This window comes from Streptomyces sp. NPDC045998 (genome assembly GCF_056430285.1).
The window spans coordinates 712,139-726,068 of sequence record NZ_JBWKLJ010000001.1 but is presented as its reverse complement, the minus strand read 5'-3'; the positions used below and the strand labels follow the sequence as shown (position 1 = coordinate 726,068).

The 13,930-nt window shown below is 73.3% G+C and carries 14 protein-coding genes and 1 riboswitch; of the genes, 6 read left to right on the top strand and 8 right to left on the bottom strand.

Features of this window, described 5'->3' with window-relative positions; translation table 11 throughout:
- Positions 1 to 124 precede the first annotated feature (124 nt).
- The 3 genes from AC07FJ_RS03280 to AC07FJ_RS03270 all read right to left on the bottom strand — a co-directional run bounded on the left by AC07FJ_RS03280 (position 125) and on the right by AC07FJ_RS03270 (position 2,102).
- Entirely contained in the window at positions 125 to 520 is a 396-nt protein-coding gene (locus tag AC07FJ_RS03280; RefSeq protein WP_361414528.1) for a DUF3040 domain-containing protein, read from the bottom strand.
- 266 nt (positions 521 to 786) lie between these two features.
- Entirely contained in the window at positions 787 to 1,545 is a 759-nt protein-coding gene (locus AC07FJ_RS03275; RefSeq protein ID WP_479044694.1) for a methyltransferase, read from the bottom strand.
- A 65-nt stretch (positions 1,546 to 1,610) separates the two neighbouring features.
- A complete protein-coding gene (locus tag AC07FJ_RS03270) occupies positions 1,611 to 2,102 on the bottom strand; it encodes an SAV_6107 family HEPN domain-containing protein (RefSeq protein WP_479044692.1) in 492 nt (163 codons plus the stop codon).
- 158 nt (positions 2,103 to 2,260) lie between these two features.
- Between AC07FJ_RS03270 and AC07FJ_RS03265 the strand changes: the two genes are divergently transcribed.
- The 4 genes from AC07FJ_RS03265 (at position 2,261) to AC07FJ_RS03250 (ending at position 7,818) form a co-directional block, all read left to right on the top strand.
- Positions 2,261 to 3,250: an ATP-binding cassette domain-containing protein gene (locus AC07FJ_RS03265; protein WP_479044690.1), complete on the top strand. Its 990-nt coding sequence runs from the start codon at positions 2,261 to 2,263 to the stop codon at positions 3,248 to 3,250.
- Positions 3,222 to 5,309, top strand: coding sequence for a YhgE/Pip family protein (locus AC07FJ_RS03260; protein ID WP_479044688.1), 2,088 nt, complete (start codon positions 3,222 to 3,224; stop codon positions 5,307 to 5,309). Before AC07FJ_RS03265 ends, AC07FJ_RS03260 begins: the two co-directional genes overlap by 29 nt.
- A 23-nt stretch (positions 5,310 to 5,332) precedes the next feature.
- Positions 5,333 to 5,944: a TetR/AcrR family transcriptional regulator gene (locus AC07FJ_RS03255; protein WP_355366947.1), complete on the top strand. Its 612-nt coding sequence runs from the start codon at positions 5,333 to 5,335 to the stop codon at positions 5,942 to 5,944.
- A 356-nt stretch (positions 5,945 to 6,300) separates the two neighbouring features.
- Positions 6,301 to 7,818 (top strand): phytoene desaturase family protein, encoded by a 1,518-nt coding sequence (locus AC07FJ_RS03250; RefSeq protein ID WP_479044686.1) that lies wholly within the window; start codon positions 6,301 to 6,303, stop codon positions 7,816 to 7,818.
- Between the two features lie 41 nt (positions 7,819 to 7,859).
- On the opposite strand, the gene AC07FJ_RS03245 is transcribed toward AC07FJ_RS03250, so the two are convergent.
- The 5 genes from AC07FJ_RS03245 to AC07FJ_RS03225 all read right to left on the bottom strand — a co-directional run bounded on the left by AC07FJ_RS03245 (position 7,860) and on the right by AC07FJ_RS03225 (position 12,260).
- Positions 7,860 to 8,717 (bottom strand): hypothetical protein, encoded by an 858-nt coding sequence (locus AC07FJ_RS03245; protein ID WP_479044683.1) that lies wholly within the window; start codon positions 8,715 to 8,717, stop codon positions 7,860 to 7,862.
- A 51-nt stretch (positions 8,718 to 8,768) separates the two neighbouring features.
- Positions 8,769 to 9,686: a methylenetetrahydrofolate reductase [NAD(P)H] gene (gene metF / locus AC07FJ_RS03240; RefSeq protein WP_479044681.1), complete on the bottom strand. Its 918-nt coding sequence runs from the start codon at positions 9,684 to 9,686 to the stop codon at positions 8,769 to 8,771.
- 157 nt (positions 9,687 to 9,843) lie between these two features.
- Complete coding sequence (gene thiE / locus AC07FJ_RS03235; RefSeq protein WP_479044679.1) at positions 9,844 to 10,494, bottom strand: thiamine phosphate synthase; 651 nt, start codon at positions 10,492 to 10,494, stop codon at positions 9,844 to 9,846.
- 106 nt (positions 10,495 to 10,600) lie between these two features.
- Positions 10,601 to 10,966: an Rv2175c family DNA-binding protein gene (locus AC07FJ_RS03230; protein ID WP_361414510.1), complete on the bottom strand. Its 366-nt coding sequence runs from the start codon at positions 10,964 to 10,966 to the stop codon at positions 10,601 to 10,603.
- 73 nt (positions 10,967 to 11,039) lie between these two features.
- Positions 11,040 to 12,260 carry an NAD(P)/FAD-dependent oxidoreductase gene (locus tag AC07FJ_RS03225; protein ID WP_479045277.1) on the bottom strand — a complete coding sequence of 407 codons (1,221 nt, stop codon included), beginning with the start codon at positions 12,258 to 12,260 and terminating at the stop codon, positions 11,040 to 11,042.
- A 100-nt stretch (positions 12,261 to 12,360) separates the two neighbouring features.
- Positions 12,361 to 12,473, top strand: a riboswitch (TPP riboswitch).
- Here AC07FJ_RS03225 and thiO point away from each other — a divergent pair.
- Positions 12,471 to 13,733, top strand: coding sequence for a glycine oxidase ThiO (gene thiO / locus AC07FJ_RS03220; protein ID WP_479044677.1), 1,263 nt, complete (start codon positions 12,471 to 12,473; stop codon positions 13,731 to 13,733). It overlaps the preceding riboswitch by 3 nt.
- On the top strand, positions 13,730 to 13,930 hold the full coding sequence (gene thiS / locus AC07FJ_RS03215; RefSeq protein WP_355366970.1) for a sulfur carrier protein ThiS: 201 nt from the start codon (positions 13,730 to 13,732) through the stop codon (positions 13,928 to 13,930). The genes thiO and thiS overlap by 4 nt, the downstream gene beginning before the upstream one ends.

Sequence of the window (13,930 nt, the reverse complement as noted above, 5' to 3'; positions counted from 1 at the left end):
GGGCCGATACGGCACGGATACGGATACGGATACGGATACGGGTGAGGGGTGACCGCTGGGAAGCGGTCACCCCTCACCCGTGGAAGAAGCGCGTGGAGTCGGACGAGTGATGTCTGCGGCGCGCTCAGTGGCCCTGCTCGTCGCGGCGGCGCTGCCACCGCTCTTCGATCCGGTCCATCATCGAGCGGCGCTGCCGGGGCTGCCGGCCCGGGGCCGCGCCTCCTGGTGACTGCTGCTGCTCGCCGGGCTTGGGCGCCTTGCGCCAACCGGTGACCGCCAGGACCGCACAGCCGAGCATGACGAGAAAACCCACCACGCTGATCCAGATTTGCTGGGCGACCATTCCGGCCATGAGGAGCGCGATACCCACCAAGAAGCCGGCGACCGCCTGGTAGACCCGTCGCCGGGTGTACGTACGCAGCCCGCTTCCCTCGAGCGCTGTCGCGAACTTGGGATCTTCGGCGTACAGCGCTCGCTCCATCTGCTCGAGCATTCGCTGCTCGTGCTCCGAGAGCGGCACGGAGTCCTCCTCGTCGTCGGTCGCGGGGGGCGACCGGTATGCGGCCCTTTCAGGATAGGCAGGGAATCGCCCCCGTGAAACCCGCCCTCAATGCCAAATCACCGATCGGGCCGCCATGCCGGTTCGGCTGGTGAGGCGTTGATTCCCCGTCCTCCGAACCGTCATGCCGGATGGTGTCCCTCGATCATACGGGGATCCGGCGGCGATCGGGGGGCCTGTGACGTACTCCGTCCGCCGCTGCTCCGCTGATCAGCCCGCTGCCCGCGTCAGCCGCGCTTTTCACCCAGGACGTGCAGCTGGGTGGCGACCGACTGGAAGGCGGGCAGTTCGGCGGCGGCGGCTTCCAGCCGGAGCAGCGCATCCAGGGCGCCGGGCTCGGTGTCCACGAGCACGCCGGGGACCAGATCGGCGAAGACGCGCACGCCGTGGACCGCGCCGACCTCCACACCGGCGGCCTCGACGGCCTCGGTGAGCTGGTCGACGGTGAAGCGGCGGGGCACCGGGTCGCCCTCGCCCCAGCGGCCGGCCGGGTCGGTCAGCGCGTGGCGGGCCTCCGTGAAGTGGCCGGCGAGCGCCCGGGCCAGGACGGCGCCGCCCAGGCCGGCGGCGAGCAGGCTCAGCGCACCGCCGGGGCGCAGGGCCTCGACCGCGTGGCGCACGCCCTCCGCCGGATCGTCGACGTACTCCAGGACGCCGTGGCACAGCACCGCGTCGTAGCCGCCGCGCTCGACGACGTCGAACAGGCCGTGGATGTCGCCCTGGACACCGTTGACCCGGTCGGCGACCCCCGCCTCGGCGGCGCGGCGCTCCAGGGCGAACAGGGCGTTGGGGCTGGGGTCGACGACGGTGACGCGGTGGCCGAGGCGGGCCACGGGCACGGCGAAGTTGCCGCTGCCGCCACCGGTGTCGAGGACGTCCAGGCTGTCTTTCCCGGCCGCCTTGACCCTGCGGTCAAGGGCGTCCTCGAGAACGTCCCACACCACGGCGGTACGAAGGGAGGCGCGGGGGCGCTGCGGGTCCGACACGGCAGTTGACTCCTCGGGAGGGTTGCGAACGCATCCCACCCTATGGCCTCACGTGCGATCTTCGGTCACCCCTGGGCGTCCTCCTCCCCCGGCCTTCCCGCTCGCGGACGGGGCAGGGCGGGCTGGAGCGCCAGCAGCCGCTCCACCAGGCGTATGAACACGGCGACGTCGCGGATCAGATCGTCGGCGTCCCGGGCGCCGGCCGCGCCCGGTATCCCCGCTTCGGCGCGCGCCCTGCGGGCCGCTCCGGCGGCGAACAGGGCGCTCCACTCGTCCAGCTCGGGGGCGATCTCGGGCAGCACGTCCCAGGCGCTGCGGATCTGCTGCCGCTTGCGCGGGGTCGCTTCGGGGCGCCCGCGCGCGGCGAGGACCGCGGCGGCGGTGCGCAGGGCGGCGAGGTGGGCCGTGGCGTACCGCTCGTTGGGGCTGTCGAGGGAGCCCGCCTCGTCGAGTCCGGCGCGGGCCTTGGCGAGCAGGTCGAGGGCGGCGGGCGGTGCGGAGGAGCGCCGCAGCACGGGGTGGACGTCGCGCGCTGCCGCGTTCGAGCTGCCGGGCATGACGAACCTCCTGTCGTCGCGTGACGGCGCTGTGGCCGTATGTGTCCATCGTGCAGGCCACCACTGACAATCGCGCTGACCTGGGATTTTGCCTCGCGCGCACGTTCGCAGTAGCTTTTGCACTGACTGGTCAGTTCAAAATCTCTGGGGGAGGCCGCGTGGGCAACGACGACGACCACGACGACGACCGGGACACCGTGGAAAAGGCCGCCGGGACCGCCGAAGGCGCCGGGGCCGCCGAAGCCACCGAGGCCAACAAGTCCAAAAAGGCCACGGAGAGCGCTCCGGCGGACGAGGCCGGGAAGCCCGCCGAAACCGCCCCGGCGGCCCCGGCGGCTCAGAAGGCTCAGGCGGCCCCTACGACCCACGCAGCCGCCACGGCCGAAAAGGCCGAGGCGGAGGCCGCGCGCGGCGCGGGCCTCCTCGCCGAGGGCCTGGGGATGAAGGGGCCCCGGGGGTGGGTCTTCCGGGGGGTGTCCGTGAAGGCGGAGCCCGGGGCGCTCGTCACCATCGAGGGGCCGTCCGGCTCCGGTCGCACCTGCCTGCTGCTGGCCCTCACGGGCCGCATGCGCCCCACCGAGGGCCACGCCGAGGTCGGCGGCCTGCCGCTGCCCCGCAAGATGGCCGCCGTGCGCCGCGTCAGCGCGCTGGGGCACGTGCCCGGGGTCAGCGACCTCGACCCGGCGTTCACCGTCGCCGAGCACCTGCGCGAGCGCGCGCTGCTCCAGCGCCACTTCGACGCCTCGCCGCGGGCCCTGCTGCGCACCCTGCTGCGCCCGCGGGCCGAGCGCGCCGCCGCCTCCCGCGCCCGCATCGAAGCGGCGCTCCAGGCGGCCGGGCTGGACACGGCCACGCTGCCCAAGGGCGAGCGCACCTCCGTCCGCGATCTGGAGCGGCTGGAGGCCCTGCGCCTGTCCGTCGCCCTCGCCCTCATCGGCGAACCGCGCCTGCTGGCCGTCGACGACACCGACCTCAAGCTCTCCGACGCCGACCGCGTCCAGGCCTGGTCGATGCTGCGGTCCATAGCCGCCGGCGGCACCACCGTGCTCGCCGTGTGCAGCGAGGCCCCCGGGAACACGATCACGATCCGCACCACCGAGTCCGAGGAGGGGGCGGCCGATGCGCTCGCCGAAACTGGCCGCGCTTGAGCTGAAGCGGTTCGGCAGGGGCAAGCTGCCGCGCGCCGCACTCGTCGCGATCCTGCTGCTGCCGCTCCTGTACGGCGCGCTGTACCTGTGGTCCTTCTGGGACCCGTACGGCAGGCTCGACAAGATCCCCGTGGCGCTCGTCAACGAGGACAAGGGCGCCACCGCCGACGGCAAGAAGCTCAACGCCGGCGACGAGATCACCAAGAACCTGCGTGACAGCAAGGTCTTCGACTGGCACGAGGTGAGCGACGCCGAGGCTCGGGAGGGCGTGGAGGACGGCACGTACTACCTGTCGCTGACCATGCCGCACGACTTCAGCGAGCGGATCGCCTCCAGCTCCGGCGACTCGCCGGAGACGGGTGCCCTTCGGGTGCGTACGAACGACGCCAACAACTACATCGTCGGGCAGATCTCGCGGACGGTGTTCTCCGAGGTGCGCACCGCCGCCTCGACGAAGTCGTCCCGCTCCTTCCTGGACAAGATCTTCATCTCCTTCTCGGACATCCACGACGCGACCGAGAAGGCCGCCGAGGGCGCCGACCAGGTGAAGGATGGCGTCGGCAAGGCCAAGAAGGGTTCCGAGGACCTGTCCAAGGGCCTGACGGACGCCAAGGAGGGCAGCGGCAAGCTGGCCGGCGGCCTGAAGGAGCTCGACAAGGGCGCGGGCCGGGTGGAGAACGGCGCCCGGGAGGTGGCGGACGGCACCCAGCAGCTGGCCGACAAGGTCAACGGCGTGGCGGCCGACGTCCGCCCGTACCTGAAGGACAACGGCAAGAAGATCGGTGACTCCGCCCGATTGGTCTCGGACGTGTCACAGGCCATGCGCCACAACCTCGACCTCATCGTGAAGACCGGCCCCACCGCCCGTGAGGGCGCCCACAAGGCGGCCGACGAGCTGGCCGCCATCCACAAGGAGCGTTGCGAGGACGCGACGCTGCCCGACCCGCAGCTGTGCCCGGCCATGGAGCGCGCCAAGGTCTCCGCCGCCGATGTGGCGAAGATCGCCGACGACCTCCACGAGCTGTCGAAGGACAGCAACGGCGACCTGAAGAAGCTGGACGCGCAGCTGGTCGACCTGCAGAAGAAGGCCGACGCCCTGGCCAAGCGGGCGCCGAACCTGGACAGCGACCTCGCGGACGCCGTCAAGAAGATCAACGAGCTCAACAAGGGCGCCCACGCGGTCGCCGAGGGCGCCGACAAGGTGCACTCCGGCGTGACGAGCGCCAAGACGGGCTCCACCGATCTCGACACGGGCGTCGGCAAGCTCAAGAAGGGCGCCGGGGAGCTCAGCGGCGGCCTGTTCAAGCTCGCCGACGGCTCCACCGAGCTCGCCGCCGGCCTCAACGACGGCGTCGACAAGATCCCGGACTACGACAAGGAGGCCCGGGACCGCCGCACCGAGGTGATGGCCGACCCGGTCAAGCTCGCCGCCCAGTCGCTGCACAAGGCGGACAACTACGGCACCGGCTTCGCCCCGTACTTCATCCCGCTCTCCCTCTGGGTGGGCGCCATGGTGGCGTACATGCTGATCCAGCCGCTCAACCGGCGCGCCCTCGCCGCCGGCGCCTCCGCCTGGCGGATCGCACTGGCCGGCTGGCTCCCGGTCGCCACCATCGGCCTCCTCCAGGTGGCCGCTTTGATGTCCGTCCTGCATTGGGGCCTGGGCCTGAAGATGGCCAACGCCGCGCTGACGGTGGCCTTCCTGGCCCTCGTCACCTGCTGCTTCGCGGCGATCATCCAGTGGCTCAACGCCCGCTTCGGCGCGGCCGGCCGGATCCTGGTGCTGGCGCTGCTGATGCTCCAGCTGACGTCTGCGGGGGGCACGTACCCCGTACAGACCAGCCCGGGCTTCTTCAACGCGATCCACCCCTTCCTGCCGATGAGCTACGTCGTCGAGGCGCTGCGCCGCCTCATCACGGGCGGCGGCCTGGGCCCGGTCTGGCAGGCCTGCGCGGTCCTGGCGGCCTTCACCCTGGGCGCCCTGGCGCTGACGGCCGTCTCCGCCCGCCGCAGGCAGGTGTGGAGCCTCGACCGCCTCCACCCGGAGCTGACGCTGTGACCGGTCCTGTGAGAATCGACGCCATGGACACCCAGAGCAGCAGACGGCAGGCCACGCGCACCAAGCTGTACGAGGCCGCCGTGACCCTCATCGCCGAGCAGGGCTTCTCGGCGACGACGGTGGACGAGATCGCGGAGCGGGCCGGGGTGGCCAAGGGCACCGTCTACTACAACTTCAAGAGCAAGACGGAGCTCTTCGAGGAGCTGCTGCGGCATGGCGTCGGCCTGCTCACGGCCTCGCTGCGGGCCGCCGCCGACGAGACGGCGGCGCGTGGCGGGACGCGGGTGGAGGCGCTGGACGCGATGATCCGCGCGGGTCTGGTCTTCATCGACCGTTACCCGTCCTTCACCCAGCTGTACGTGGCCGAACTGTGGCGCACCAACCGGGCCTGGCAGTCCACCCTCCTGGTGGTGCGCCAGGAGGCGGTGGCCGTCGTCGAGGGGGTCCTGCGGGAGGCCGTGGCGGCCGGCGAGCTGAGCGAGGAGATCGACGTCTCGCTGACGGCGGCCGCGCTGGTCGGGATGGTGCTGGTGGCGGCGCTGGACTGGCGGGCGTTCCAGAGCGAGCGCTCCATCGACGACGTCCACGCGGCGCTGTCCCGGCTGCTGCACGGGCGCGTGAGCGGACGCGGGTAGCAGTCCGAGAGCAGGAGCAGGTGACGCGGAAGCCGGTCCGGATGGGCTCGATCCCCCCGAGCCCGTCCGAACCGGCGTTTCCCCCGTGTCCCCCGTTCTTCCCCCCGCCCCTGTGTCCCCCGTGTCCCCCGTGCGTTCCCCCGGTTCCCCGTTCCGGCAGGTGCGCGGGTGCCGTTCCGCCGCCCCGTGTCGGCGGTGCGGGACCCGCGCCCCTTCCGTGGTCTCCACTCTTCCGTCCCGGCGGGTCGGGCCCCATCCGCGTCCCTACTCATCTCGCCGCCTAGGTACGGGTACTCAGACCTCCGCGTTCATGCCCAGGCGCGGCGCTGTCAGAGGGGCCGGATATGGTCCCTGACATGGCACGGATTGCGGTGATCGGCGCCGGGATGGGCGCCATGGCGGCGGCGGCCCGGCTGGCCGTCGCGGGCCACCGGGTGACGGTGTACGAGCGGACGGCGACGTACGGCGGCGCGGTGGGCCGGTTCGAGCGCGACGGCTTCGCCTTCGACACCGGCCCCGGCCTGCTGCACCTGCCCGCGGTCTACCGGGACCTGTTCGTCAAGACGGGCAAGGAGCCGCTGGAGCGGTGCGTCGAGATGACCCAGGTGGACCCGGCCGCCCGGCACGTCTTCGCCGACGGCACGGCGGTCTCCCTGCCGAACGCGTCGCGCGCGGGTGTCGTCTCGGCGCTGGACGCGGCGCTCGGCGCGGGGGCGGGCGAGCGGTGGGGCGACTTCCTCACGCGGGCGCGGGACGCCTGGGACCGCTCGCGGCGCCCGCTGCTGGAGGAGCCGCTGCCGGCCGACGTGTCGCCGTTCCGCCGCGACCCGTACCCGGCGCTGAAGACCGGGCTGCTGCGCCGGGCGGCGACGACGCTCGCCGAGGTGGGCGCCCGGGAGCTGCGCGACCCCCGGCTGGCGGCGCTGCTGGAGAGCTACGCCCTCGCGTACGGCTTCGATCCGGCCACCGCGCCCGCCTCCGCCGCCGTCCTGCCGTACATGGAGCAGACCTTCGGCAGCTGGTACGTGACGGGCGGCATCCGGGCGCTGGCCGACGCCGTGTACGAGCGCTGCCGGGCCCGCGGGGTCGACTTCGTCTTCGGCGCCGAGGTCACGGGGGTGGTGGCGGAGGGCGGCCGTGCCGCGGGCCTGGAACTGGCCTACGGGACCCGGGTGGACGCGGACCAGGTGGTGGCGGGCGCGCCCGTGCCCGCGCTCTACCGGGACCAGGTGCTGGAGTGGGAGAGCCAGGACGAGTGGCCGTGTCACCAGGAGGCGATGCGCACCGGACGGGTGACCCTCTGCCTCGCCCTGCGCGGCGCGCGGCCCGCCGACGCGGTGCACCGGACGGTGGTGCACTCCACCGACCGCGGCGACGAGCTGAACGGCCTCGCGCACGGCCGGCTCTGCGACCGGCCAACGGTGACGGTGCTGCGGCCCGACGACGCGCGGCTGCGTCCGGACGAGGGCCATGAGGCGATCACGGTCACCGCGACCGTCGCCGCGGGCGGCGCCTGGTCCTCGGAGAACCTGTGGGGCGAAGGCGGAGCGGACACGGCGGTGAGCGCCTTCGCCGACCGGATGCTCCAGGCCGCGGAGGCCGCCGTACCAGGGTTGCGGGAGCGGCTGCTGTGGCGGGAGGTGCGCACCCCGGCGGACACCTTCCGGGAGACGGGCACGTACCGGGTGCCGGGCCCGGCGCTGGCGGGCGCGGGCGGCGCGCTGCTCCCGGCGGCGAACCCGGCGCCCCTGCCGGGGCTCCACTTCGCCGGCGGCTGGGCGCACCCGGGCGGCGGGCTGGCGCACGCCGGGATGTCCGGCGCCCTGGTGGCGGGGCTGATCGTGGAGGGCGCCGCCTTCCGCGGCTCGCAGTAGCCGGACCGGGTGACGGCGCCCCGGGGCAGTGCCCCGGGGCCTCAGTAGCGGTACTGCGGGTCGTTCGGGTCGTAGCCGTACGGGGACGGCTGCCCGGGCGGCGGCGGGGGGTACTGCCCCTCCGCGTCGCGCTGCTGCGGCACCCACACACCGCCGGGGGGCGTGTCGCCGCCGTACTGCCCGGCGTAGGGGTCGGCGTAGGGCTGCTGGCCGCCATAGCCGTCGTACGCGCCATACGGCTGGGCGCCGGGCACGGGCCCGGCGGCGCTGGGGCCGATGTACGGGTCGGAGTAGGTGGCGTACTGCTGCTGGCCGGTGCCGTAGTCGTACGAGGCGGTGTACGTGTACGCGTCCTGCTGGTCGTAGCCAGCCGGGGCGGGGCTCCCGAAGCCGGTGTCGTACGCGGTGGTCCGGTCGGCGGCGCCGCCCGGCCCGTCGGCCTGGTCGGTGCCGTAGCCGGTGGGGCCGGTGTAGACGCCGTACTGCCCGGTCTCGTCCGGGAGCGGCTGCGGCTCGTAGACGGCCGTGGTCTCGGCGGGCCCGGCCTCGGGCGCCGGCTCGGGCGTGTCGTACGCCACGTCCGTGACCTCCAGCGTGGGCCCGGCGGCGCTCCCCCCGCCGCGTCGACGGCGGCTCGCGCCGGGGCGGCCGCCGAGCGCCCAGCCGGTGGAGAAGCCGCGCCGGAAGGAGAGCGTGACGTACGTCTGGCCGACGGCGAACGCGAGCGCGCCCACGATGATCACCGAGACGGAGGGCAGCAGCACCCCCAGCACCACGCCCAGGAAGCCGGCGAAGGCGAGCAGGCGCCACCGCAGCCGGGCCTTGTACTGCAGGAGCACTTCACCGAGCAGCCACAGCGCGACGATTCCGAACGCGATGTAGAGGACCGTCCAGCCCATGCCCGCCCCTCTCGTACGGCCGCCGCCCCGGGACGTGGCGGGTACGGCCGGTCAGGACTGCGTGTGCAGTCCGAGATTTTCGTAGATCTCGAGCGTCGCGGTGGAGTTGTTCAGCGTGATGAAGTGCAGCCCGGGTACGCCCTCGGACAGCAGACGAGCGGCGAACTCCGTTGCGAACTCGATGCCAATGGAGCGTACAGCGGCCGGATCGTCCTTGACGGCGAGGATGCGCTCTTTCAGGGCGGGCGGGAAGTGCGCATTGCTCAGCCGGGCGAATCGCTCGATCTGCTTGACGTTCGTCACCGGCATGATCTCCGGGATGATCGGCGTCTCGCAGCCCTTCGCCGCGACCCGGTCGCGGAGCCGCAGGTAGTCCTCCGGGTCGAAGAACATCTGGGTGATCGCGTAGTCCGCACCGGCCCGGCACTTGTCCACGAAGTGGCGGATGTCCGTGTCCCAGTCGGAGGAGCGGGGGTGCATCTCCGGGAAGGCGGCGACGCCCACGCAGAAGTCGCCGGACTCCTTGATCAGCCGGACGAGGTCGGCGGCGTACATCACGCCCTGCGGGTGCGGGACCCACTCGGCCATCGGGTCGCCGGGCGGGTCGCCCCGGACGGCGAGGATGTTGCGGATGTCGGCGTCGGCGTACTGGCCGATCATGTTGCGCAGCTCGGCGATGGTGTGGTTGACCGCGGTGAGGTGCGCGACGGGCGTGAGGGTGGTGTCGGCGGCGATCTGCTCGGTGGCCTTGACGGTCCCGGCACGAGTGGAGCCACCGGCCCCGTAGGTCACGGAGACGAAGCTCGGCGCCACCGCCTCGACCCGGCGCAGCGCGTTCCAGAGGTTCCGCTCGCCCTTCTCGGTCTTGGGCGCCCAGAACTCGAAGGAGTACGTCGTCTTGCCGGTCGCGAGCAGATCGCGCACGGTGCGGGCGCGATCTGTCCTGGTGGAGGGTGTGCCAAGGGCCATACGGGCAGGTTAACGACGGTGGGTCCGTCACCCAACCAGAGCAGGGGAATTCGTCCGATTTGCCGGATTGTTGTCCACCCATCGGACAAAACGGGGCTCATATCGCCCTCACGGGCCGCTCAGCCCGCCCTTCCGACAGCCATCTGAGACGGCCGTCTCAGACAGTGAGCTCGCGCACCCGCTTGGCCAGGGACGCCGCGGCGGCCGCCGGGTCGTCGGCCTCGGTGATCGCCCGTACGACGACGATCCTGCGCGCGCCGGCGTCCAGGACCTGGTCCAGGTTGTCCGCGTCGATGCCGCCGATCGCGAACCAGGGCCGCCGCTGCTCCAGCGACGCGGCGTACCGGACGAGGTCCAGCCCCGGCGCGTACCGCCCGGGCTTGGTGGGCGTGGGCCAGCAGGGGCCGGTGCAGAAGTAGTCGACGCCGGGCTCGGCGACCGCCGCGTCGACCTCCGCCTCGCCGTGCGTGGAGCGGCCCACCAGCACCTGGTCGCCGAGGATCGCGCGCGCGGCCGGGACCGGCAGGTCGCCCTGGCCCAGGTGCAGCACGTCGGAGCCGATGGCGTGCGCCACATCGGCCCGGTCGTTCACCGCGAGCAGCTTGCCGTGGCGGCGGCAGGCGTCCGCGAACACCTCCAGGTGCTCCAGCTCCTCACCGGCCTCCATGCCCTTGTCGCGCAGCTGGACGATGTCCACGCCGGAGGCGAGCACGGCGTCGAGGAACTCGGGGAGGTCCCCCTGCCGCTTGCGGGCATCCGTGCACAGGTAGAGCCGGGCGTCGGACAGGAGCGCGCGTGCGGTGGCCATGAGAGGTTCCCCCCGTTGGTGCGGCGGTGCACGGACCGGCACGGGTGCGCGAGCGTGGCCGGCCGGCCCGTACACCGCCTGGTGTCGGTGTTCGGGTGTCAGTACGTCAGACGGCGAGCGCCTGGGCGCGGCGCTTCACCTCCGTGCCGCGATTCTCGCTGAGCGCCTGCGCGGGGGTGCCCGGCAGGGACGGGTCGGGGGTGAAGAGCCACTCCAGCATCTCTTCGTCGGTGAAGCCGTCGTCCCGCAGCAGCGTCAGGGTCCCAGAGAGGCCCTTGAGGACCTTGCCGTCCTTGATGAAGACGGCAGGGACCTGCAGCGTCCGGTTCTCACCACGGCGCACGGCGATCAGCTGGCCCTCCTTGACCAGCTGCCGCACGCGCGTCACCTCGACACCCAGCATTTCCGCGATGTCGGGCAGGTGGAGCCAGGCGGGGACGAGAGCATCGATTTTTGCGTCAATCTCGGTCACGGGACAAGCGTGCCATCCCGGACTGACACTCGGTACCCGGGCTGGGCCAAGGGCGCGTCGGACCCGGTGCCGCCTACGCCGCGGCCGCGGCCTTCAGGGGGACCGACGGGTCCGCGACGCGCTCCGCGTCGAGGGGCGTGCCCGCCTCGATCAGCTTGCGGCCCTGCGCCAGGTCCCGGGGGCGGCCGACCGCCAGCAGGGCGACCAGGACGTTCTCCCGCAGCCACGCGACGGACCAGGCGGCACCGGCCGGGTCGCCGCGCCACACCATCGCGTCGGCGGCCCCGTGATGGCCCGCGTACTGCACGAAGCGGCCGAACTGCTCGGACCAGAAGTACGGCACCGGGTCGTACGGGTGCGGCGCCTCGCCCACGATGCCGGCCGCGACCGTGCGCGGCCCCTGGAGGGCGTTGTCCCAGTGGTGGACCAGCAGCCGCTCGCCGTAGCGGGCGGAGGGGAAGGAGGCGCAGTCGCCGACGGCGTACACGTCGGGCACGGAGGTGCGCAGGTGGTCGTCCGCGAGGACGGCGCCGTCCTTGGCGAGGTCGATGCCGGAACCGGCCAGCCAGTCGGTGGCGGGCCGGGCACCGATGCCGACGACCACCGCCCCGGCGGGCAGGAGCCGGCCGTCCTCCAGGGCCACCTCGCCCGGTTCGACGTGACCCACGCGCGCGTTGGTCAGGAGTTTCGCGCCGCCCTCCTCGTACCAGTCGGCCATCGGAGCGGCGACCTCGGCCGGCAGGGCGCCCGCCAGCGGCCGCTCGGCGGCCTCGACGACCGTCACGGCGCAGCCCGCCTCGCGGGCGGCCGTGGTGAACTCGGCGCCGATCCAGCCGGCGCCGACGACCACGATGTCGTGCTGCTCGGCGAGGACCGGGCGCAGCCGCTCGGCGTCGTCGAGGGTGCGCAGCAGGTGGACGCCGGGGACGCCCTCGGAGCCGGGCAGCGACAGCGGCACGGCGCCGGTCGCGATGACCAGCACGTCGTACGGAAGGGGTCCCTCCTCCGTGTCGATCTCGTGGGCGAGGGGGCGTACGCCGGTCACGGCCAGGCCGAGGCGCAGGTCGATGGAGAGGGCCTCGAAGTCGACCTCGAAGGCCGAGCCCTCCGCCGTGCCGAGCAGCACCGCCTTGGAGAGCGGCGGCCGGTCGTACGGCTGGTGGGGCTCGGCGCCGATGAGCAGCACCTGCCCCGCGAAGCCCTGGTCGCGCAGGGCCACGGCGGTCTGCACACCCGCTATCCCCGCCCCGACGATGACGACGCGCCGCTCGGCCGCCGGCCGCTCTGTATGCATCCGCTCGCTCACGCGATCACCTTACGTAGGTGACGGGTCGTCGGGCCAGAGTGAAGGCGCCCTTACTGGCCGTTGGGGGGTCGGGTTAGGCTGGCCACCGTAGAGCACTCGCGGGAGCCCGGACGCACCGGGCTGAGAGGGAGGCTGGCCGGCCTCCGACCGTACGAACCTGATCCGGGTCATGCCGGCGAAGGGAGGGGCTGGACGCCCATGCATCCACGTGGATCGACACGTACGGGATCGACACGTACAGGCTCGGATGTCCTCGTCATCGGGGGCGGCATCATCGGCCTGGTCACGGCCTGGCGGGCGGCGCAGCGGGGGCTGCGCACGGCCGTCGTCGACCCGGAACCGGGCGGCGGGGCCGCCCAGGTCGCGGCGGGCATGCTCGCCGCGGTCACCGAGCTCCACTACGGCGAGGAGACGCTCCTCGGCCTCAACCTGGCGTCGGCGCGCCGCTACCCGGACTTCGTCACCGAGCTCCGGGAGGCGGCGGGCGGCCTCGACGTCGGCTACCGCGCGTGCGGCACGCTGGCCGTCGCGCTGGACGCCGACGACCGCGCTCACCTGCGCGAGCTGCACGCGCTGCAGAGCCGCTGCGGCCTTCAGTCCGAGTGGCTGAACGGCCGTGAGTGCCGCCGCCTGGAGCCCATGCTGGCGCCCGGTGTGCGCGGCGGGCTGCGGGTGGACGGCGACCACCAGGTCGATCCGCGGCGGCTCGCGGCGGCCCTGCTGGCCGCGTGCGAGCGGGCCGGGGTGGTGTTCCACCGCGCCTGGGCGGAGCGGCTGCTGGTGGTCGGGGGCCGGGCGGCCGGGGCGGCCCTGCAGGACGGCACGGAGCTCGCCGCCGATCAGGTGGTGCTGGCCGCGGGCAGTCTCAGCGGCCGGCTCGGCGGCGTACCGGACGACGTTCTGCCGCCGGTACGGCCCGTCAAGGGGCAGGTGCTGCGGCTGACGGTGCCGCGCGCGTACGCGCCGTTCCTCTCCCGGACGGTACGGGCGGTGGTGCGCGGCAGCCACGTGTACCTGGTGCCGCGCGAGAACGGCGAGCTGGTCGTCGGCGCCACGAGCGAGGAGCTCGGCTGGGACACCACGGTCACGGCGGGCGGGGTCTACGAACTGCTGCGCGACGCGCACGAGCTGGTGCCGGGCATCACCGAGCTGCCGCTCACCGAGACCCGCGCGGGGCTGCGCCCGGGATCGCCCGACAACGCGCCGCTGCTGGGCCCGAGCGCGCTGCCGGGGCTGCACCTGGCGACCGGGCACTACCGCAACGGGGTGCTGCTGACGCCCGTCACGGGGGACGTGATGGCCGAGGTGCTGGAGAGCGGGGAGCTGCCGGAGCAGGCGCGTCCGTTCGCCCCCGCCCGTTTCCTCTCCGGCACCGCCTCCTCTCCCTCCGCCTCCGCCACCCCTTCCGCAGCCTCTTCCGCCTCTTCCGTCTCTTCCGTCTCTCCGGTTGGAGTGTCATGAACGTCTCCGTGAACGGCGAGGCCCGCGAGCTCGCCGCCCCGACCACGCTCGACGCCCTGGTCGCCACCCTCACCACCGCGCCGTCCGGTGTCGCCGCCGCCGTCAACGAGACCGTCGTCCCGCGCAGCCAGTGGGCCGGGACGCTGCTCGGCGACGGCGACCGCGTCGAGGTCCTCACCGCGGTCCAGGGGGGCTGA

Excerpts from the sequence above, each read along its gene's own strand:
- AC07FJ_RS03270 (WP_479044692.1), bottom strand. The coding sequence starts at position 2,102 with ATGCCCGGCAGCTCGAACGCGGCAGCGCGCGACGTCCACCCCGTGCTG.
- AC07FJ_RS03260 (WP_479044688.1), top strand. The coding sequence starts at position 3,222 with ATGCGCTCGCCGAAACTGGCCGCGCTTGAGCTGAAGCGGTTCGGCAGG.
- AC07FJ_RS03255 (WP_355366947.1), top strand. The coding sequence starts at position 5,333 with ATGGACACCCAGAGCAGCAGACGGCAGGCCACGCGCACCAAGCTGTAC.
- AC07FJ_RS03250 (WP_479044686.1), top strand. The coding sequence starts at position 6,301 with ATGGCACGGATTGCGGTGATCGGCGCCGGGATGGGCGCCATGGCGGCG.
- AC07FJ_RS03245 (WP_479044683.1), bottom strand. The coding sequence starts at position 8,717 with ATGGGCTGGACGGTCCTCTACATCGCGTTCGGAATCGTCGCGCTGTGG.
- metF (WP_479044681.1), bottom strand. The coding sequence starts at position 9,686 with ATGGCCCTTGGCACACCCTCCACCAGGACAGATCGCGCCCGCACCGTG.
- thiE (WP_479044679.1), bottom strand. The coding sequence starts at position 10,494 with ATGGCCACCGCACGCGCGCTCCTGTCCGACGCCCGGCTCTACCTGTGC.
- AC07FJ_RS03225 (WP_479045277.1), bottom strand. The coding sequence starts at position 12,260 with ATGCATACAGAGCGGCCGGCGGCCGAGCGGCGCGTCGTCATCGTCGGG.
- thiO (WP_479044677.1), top strand. The coding sequence starts at position 12,471 with ATGCATCCACGTGGATCGACACGTACGGGATCGACACGTACAGGCTCG.
- thiS (WP_355366970.1), top strand. The coding sequence starts at position 13,730 with ATGAACGTCTCCGTGAACGGCGAGGCCCGCGAGCTCGCCGCCCCGACC.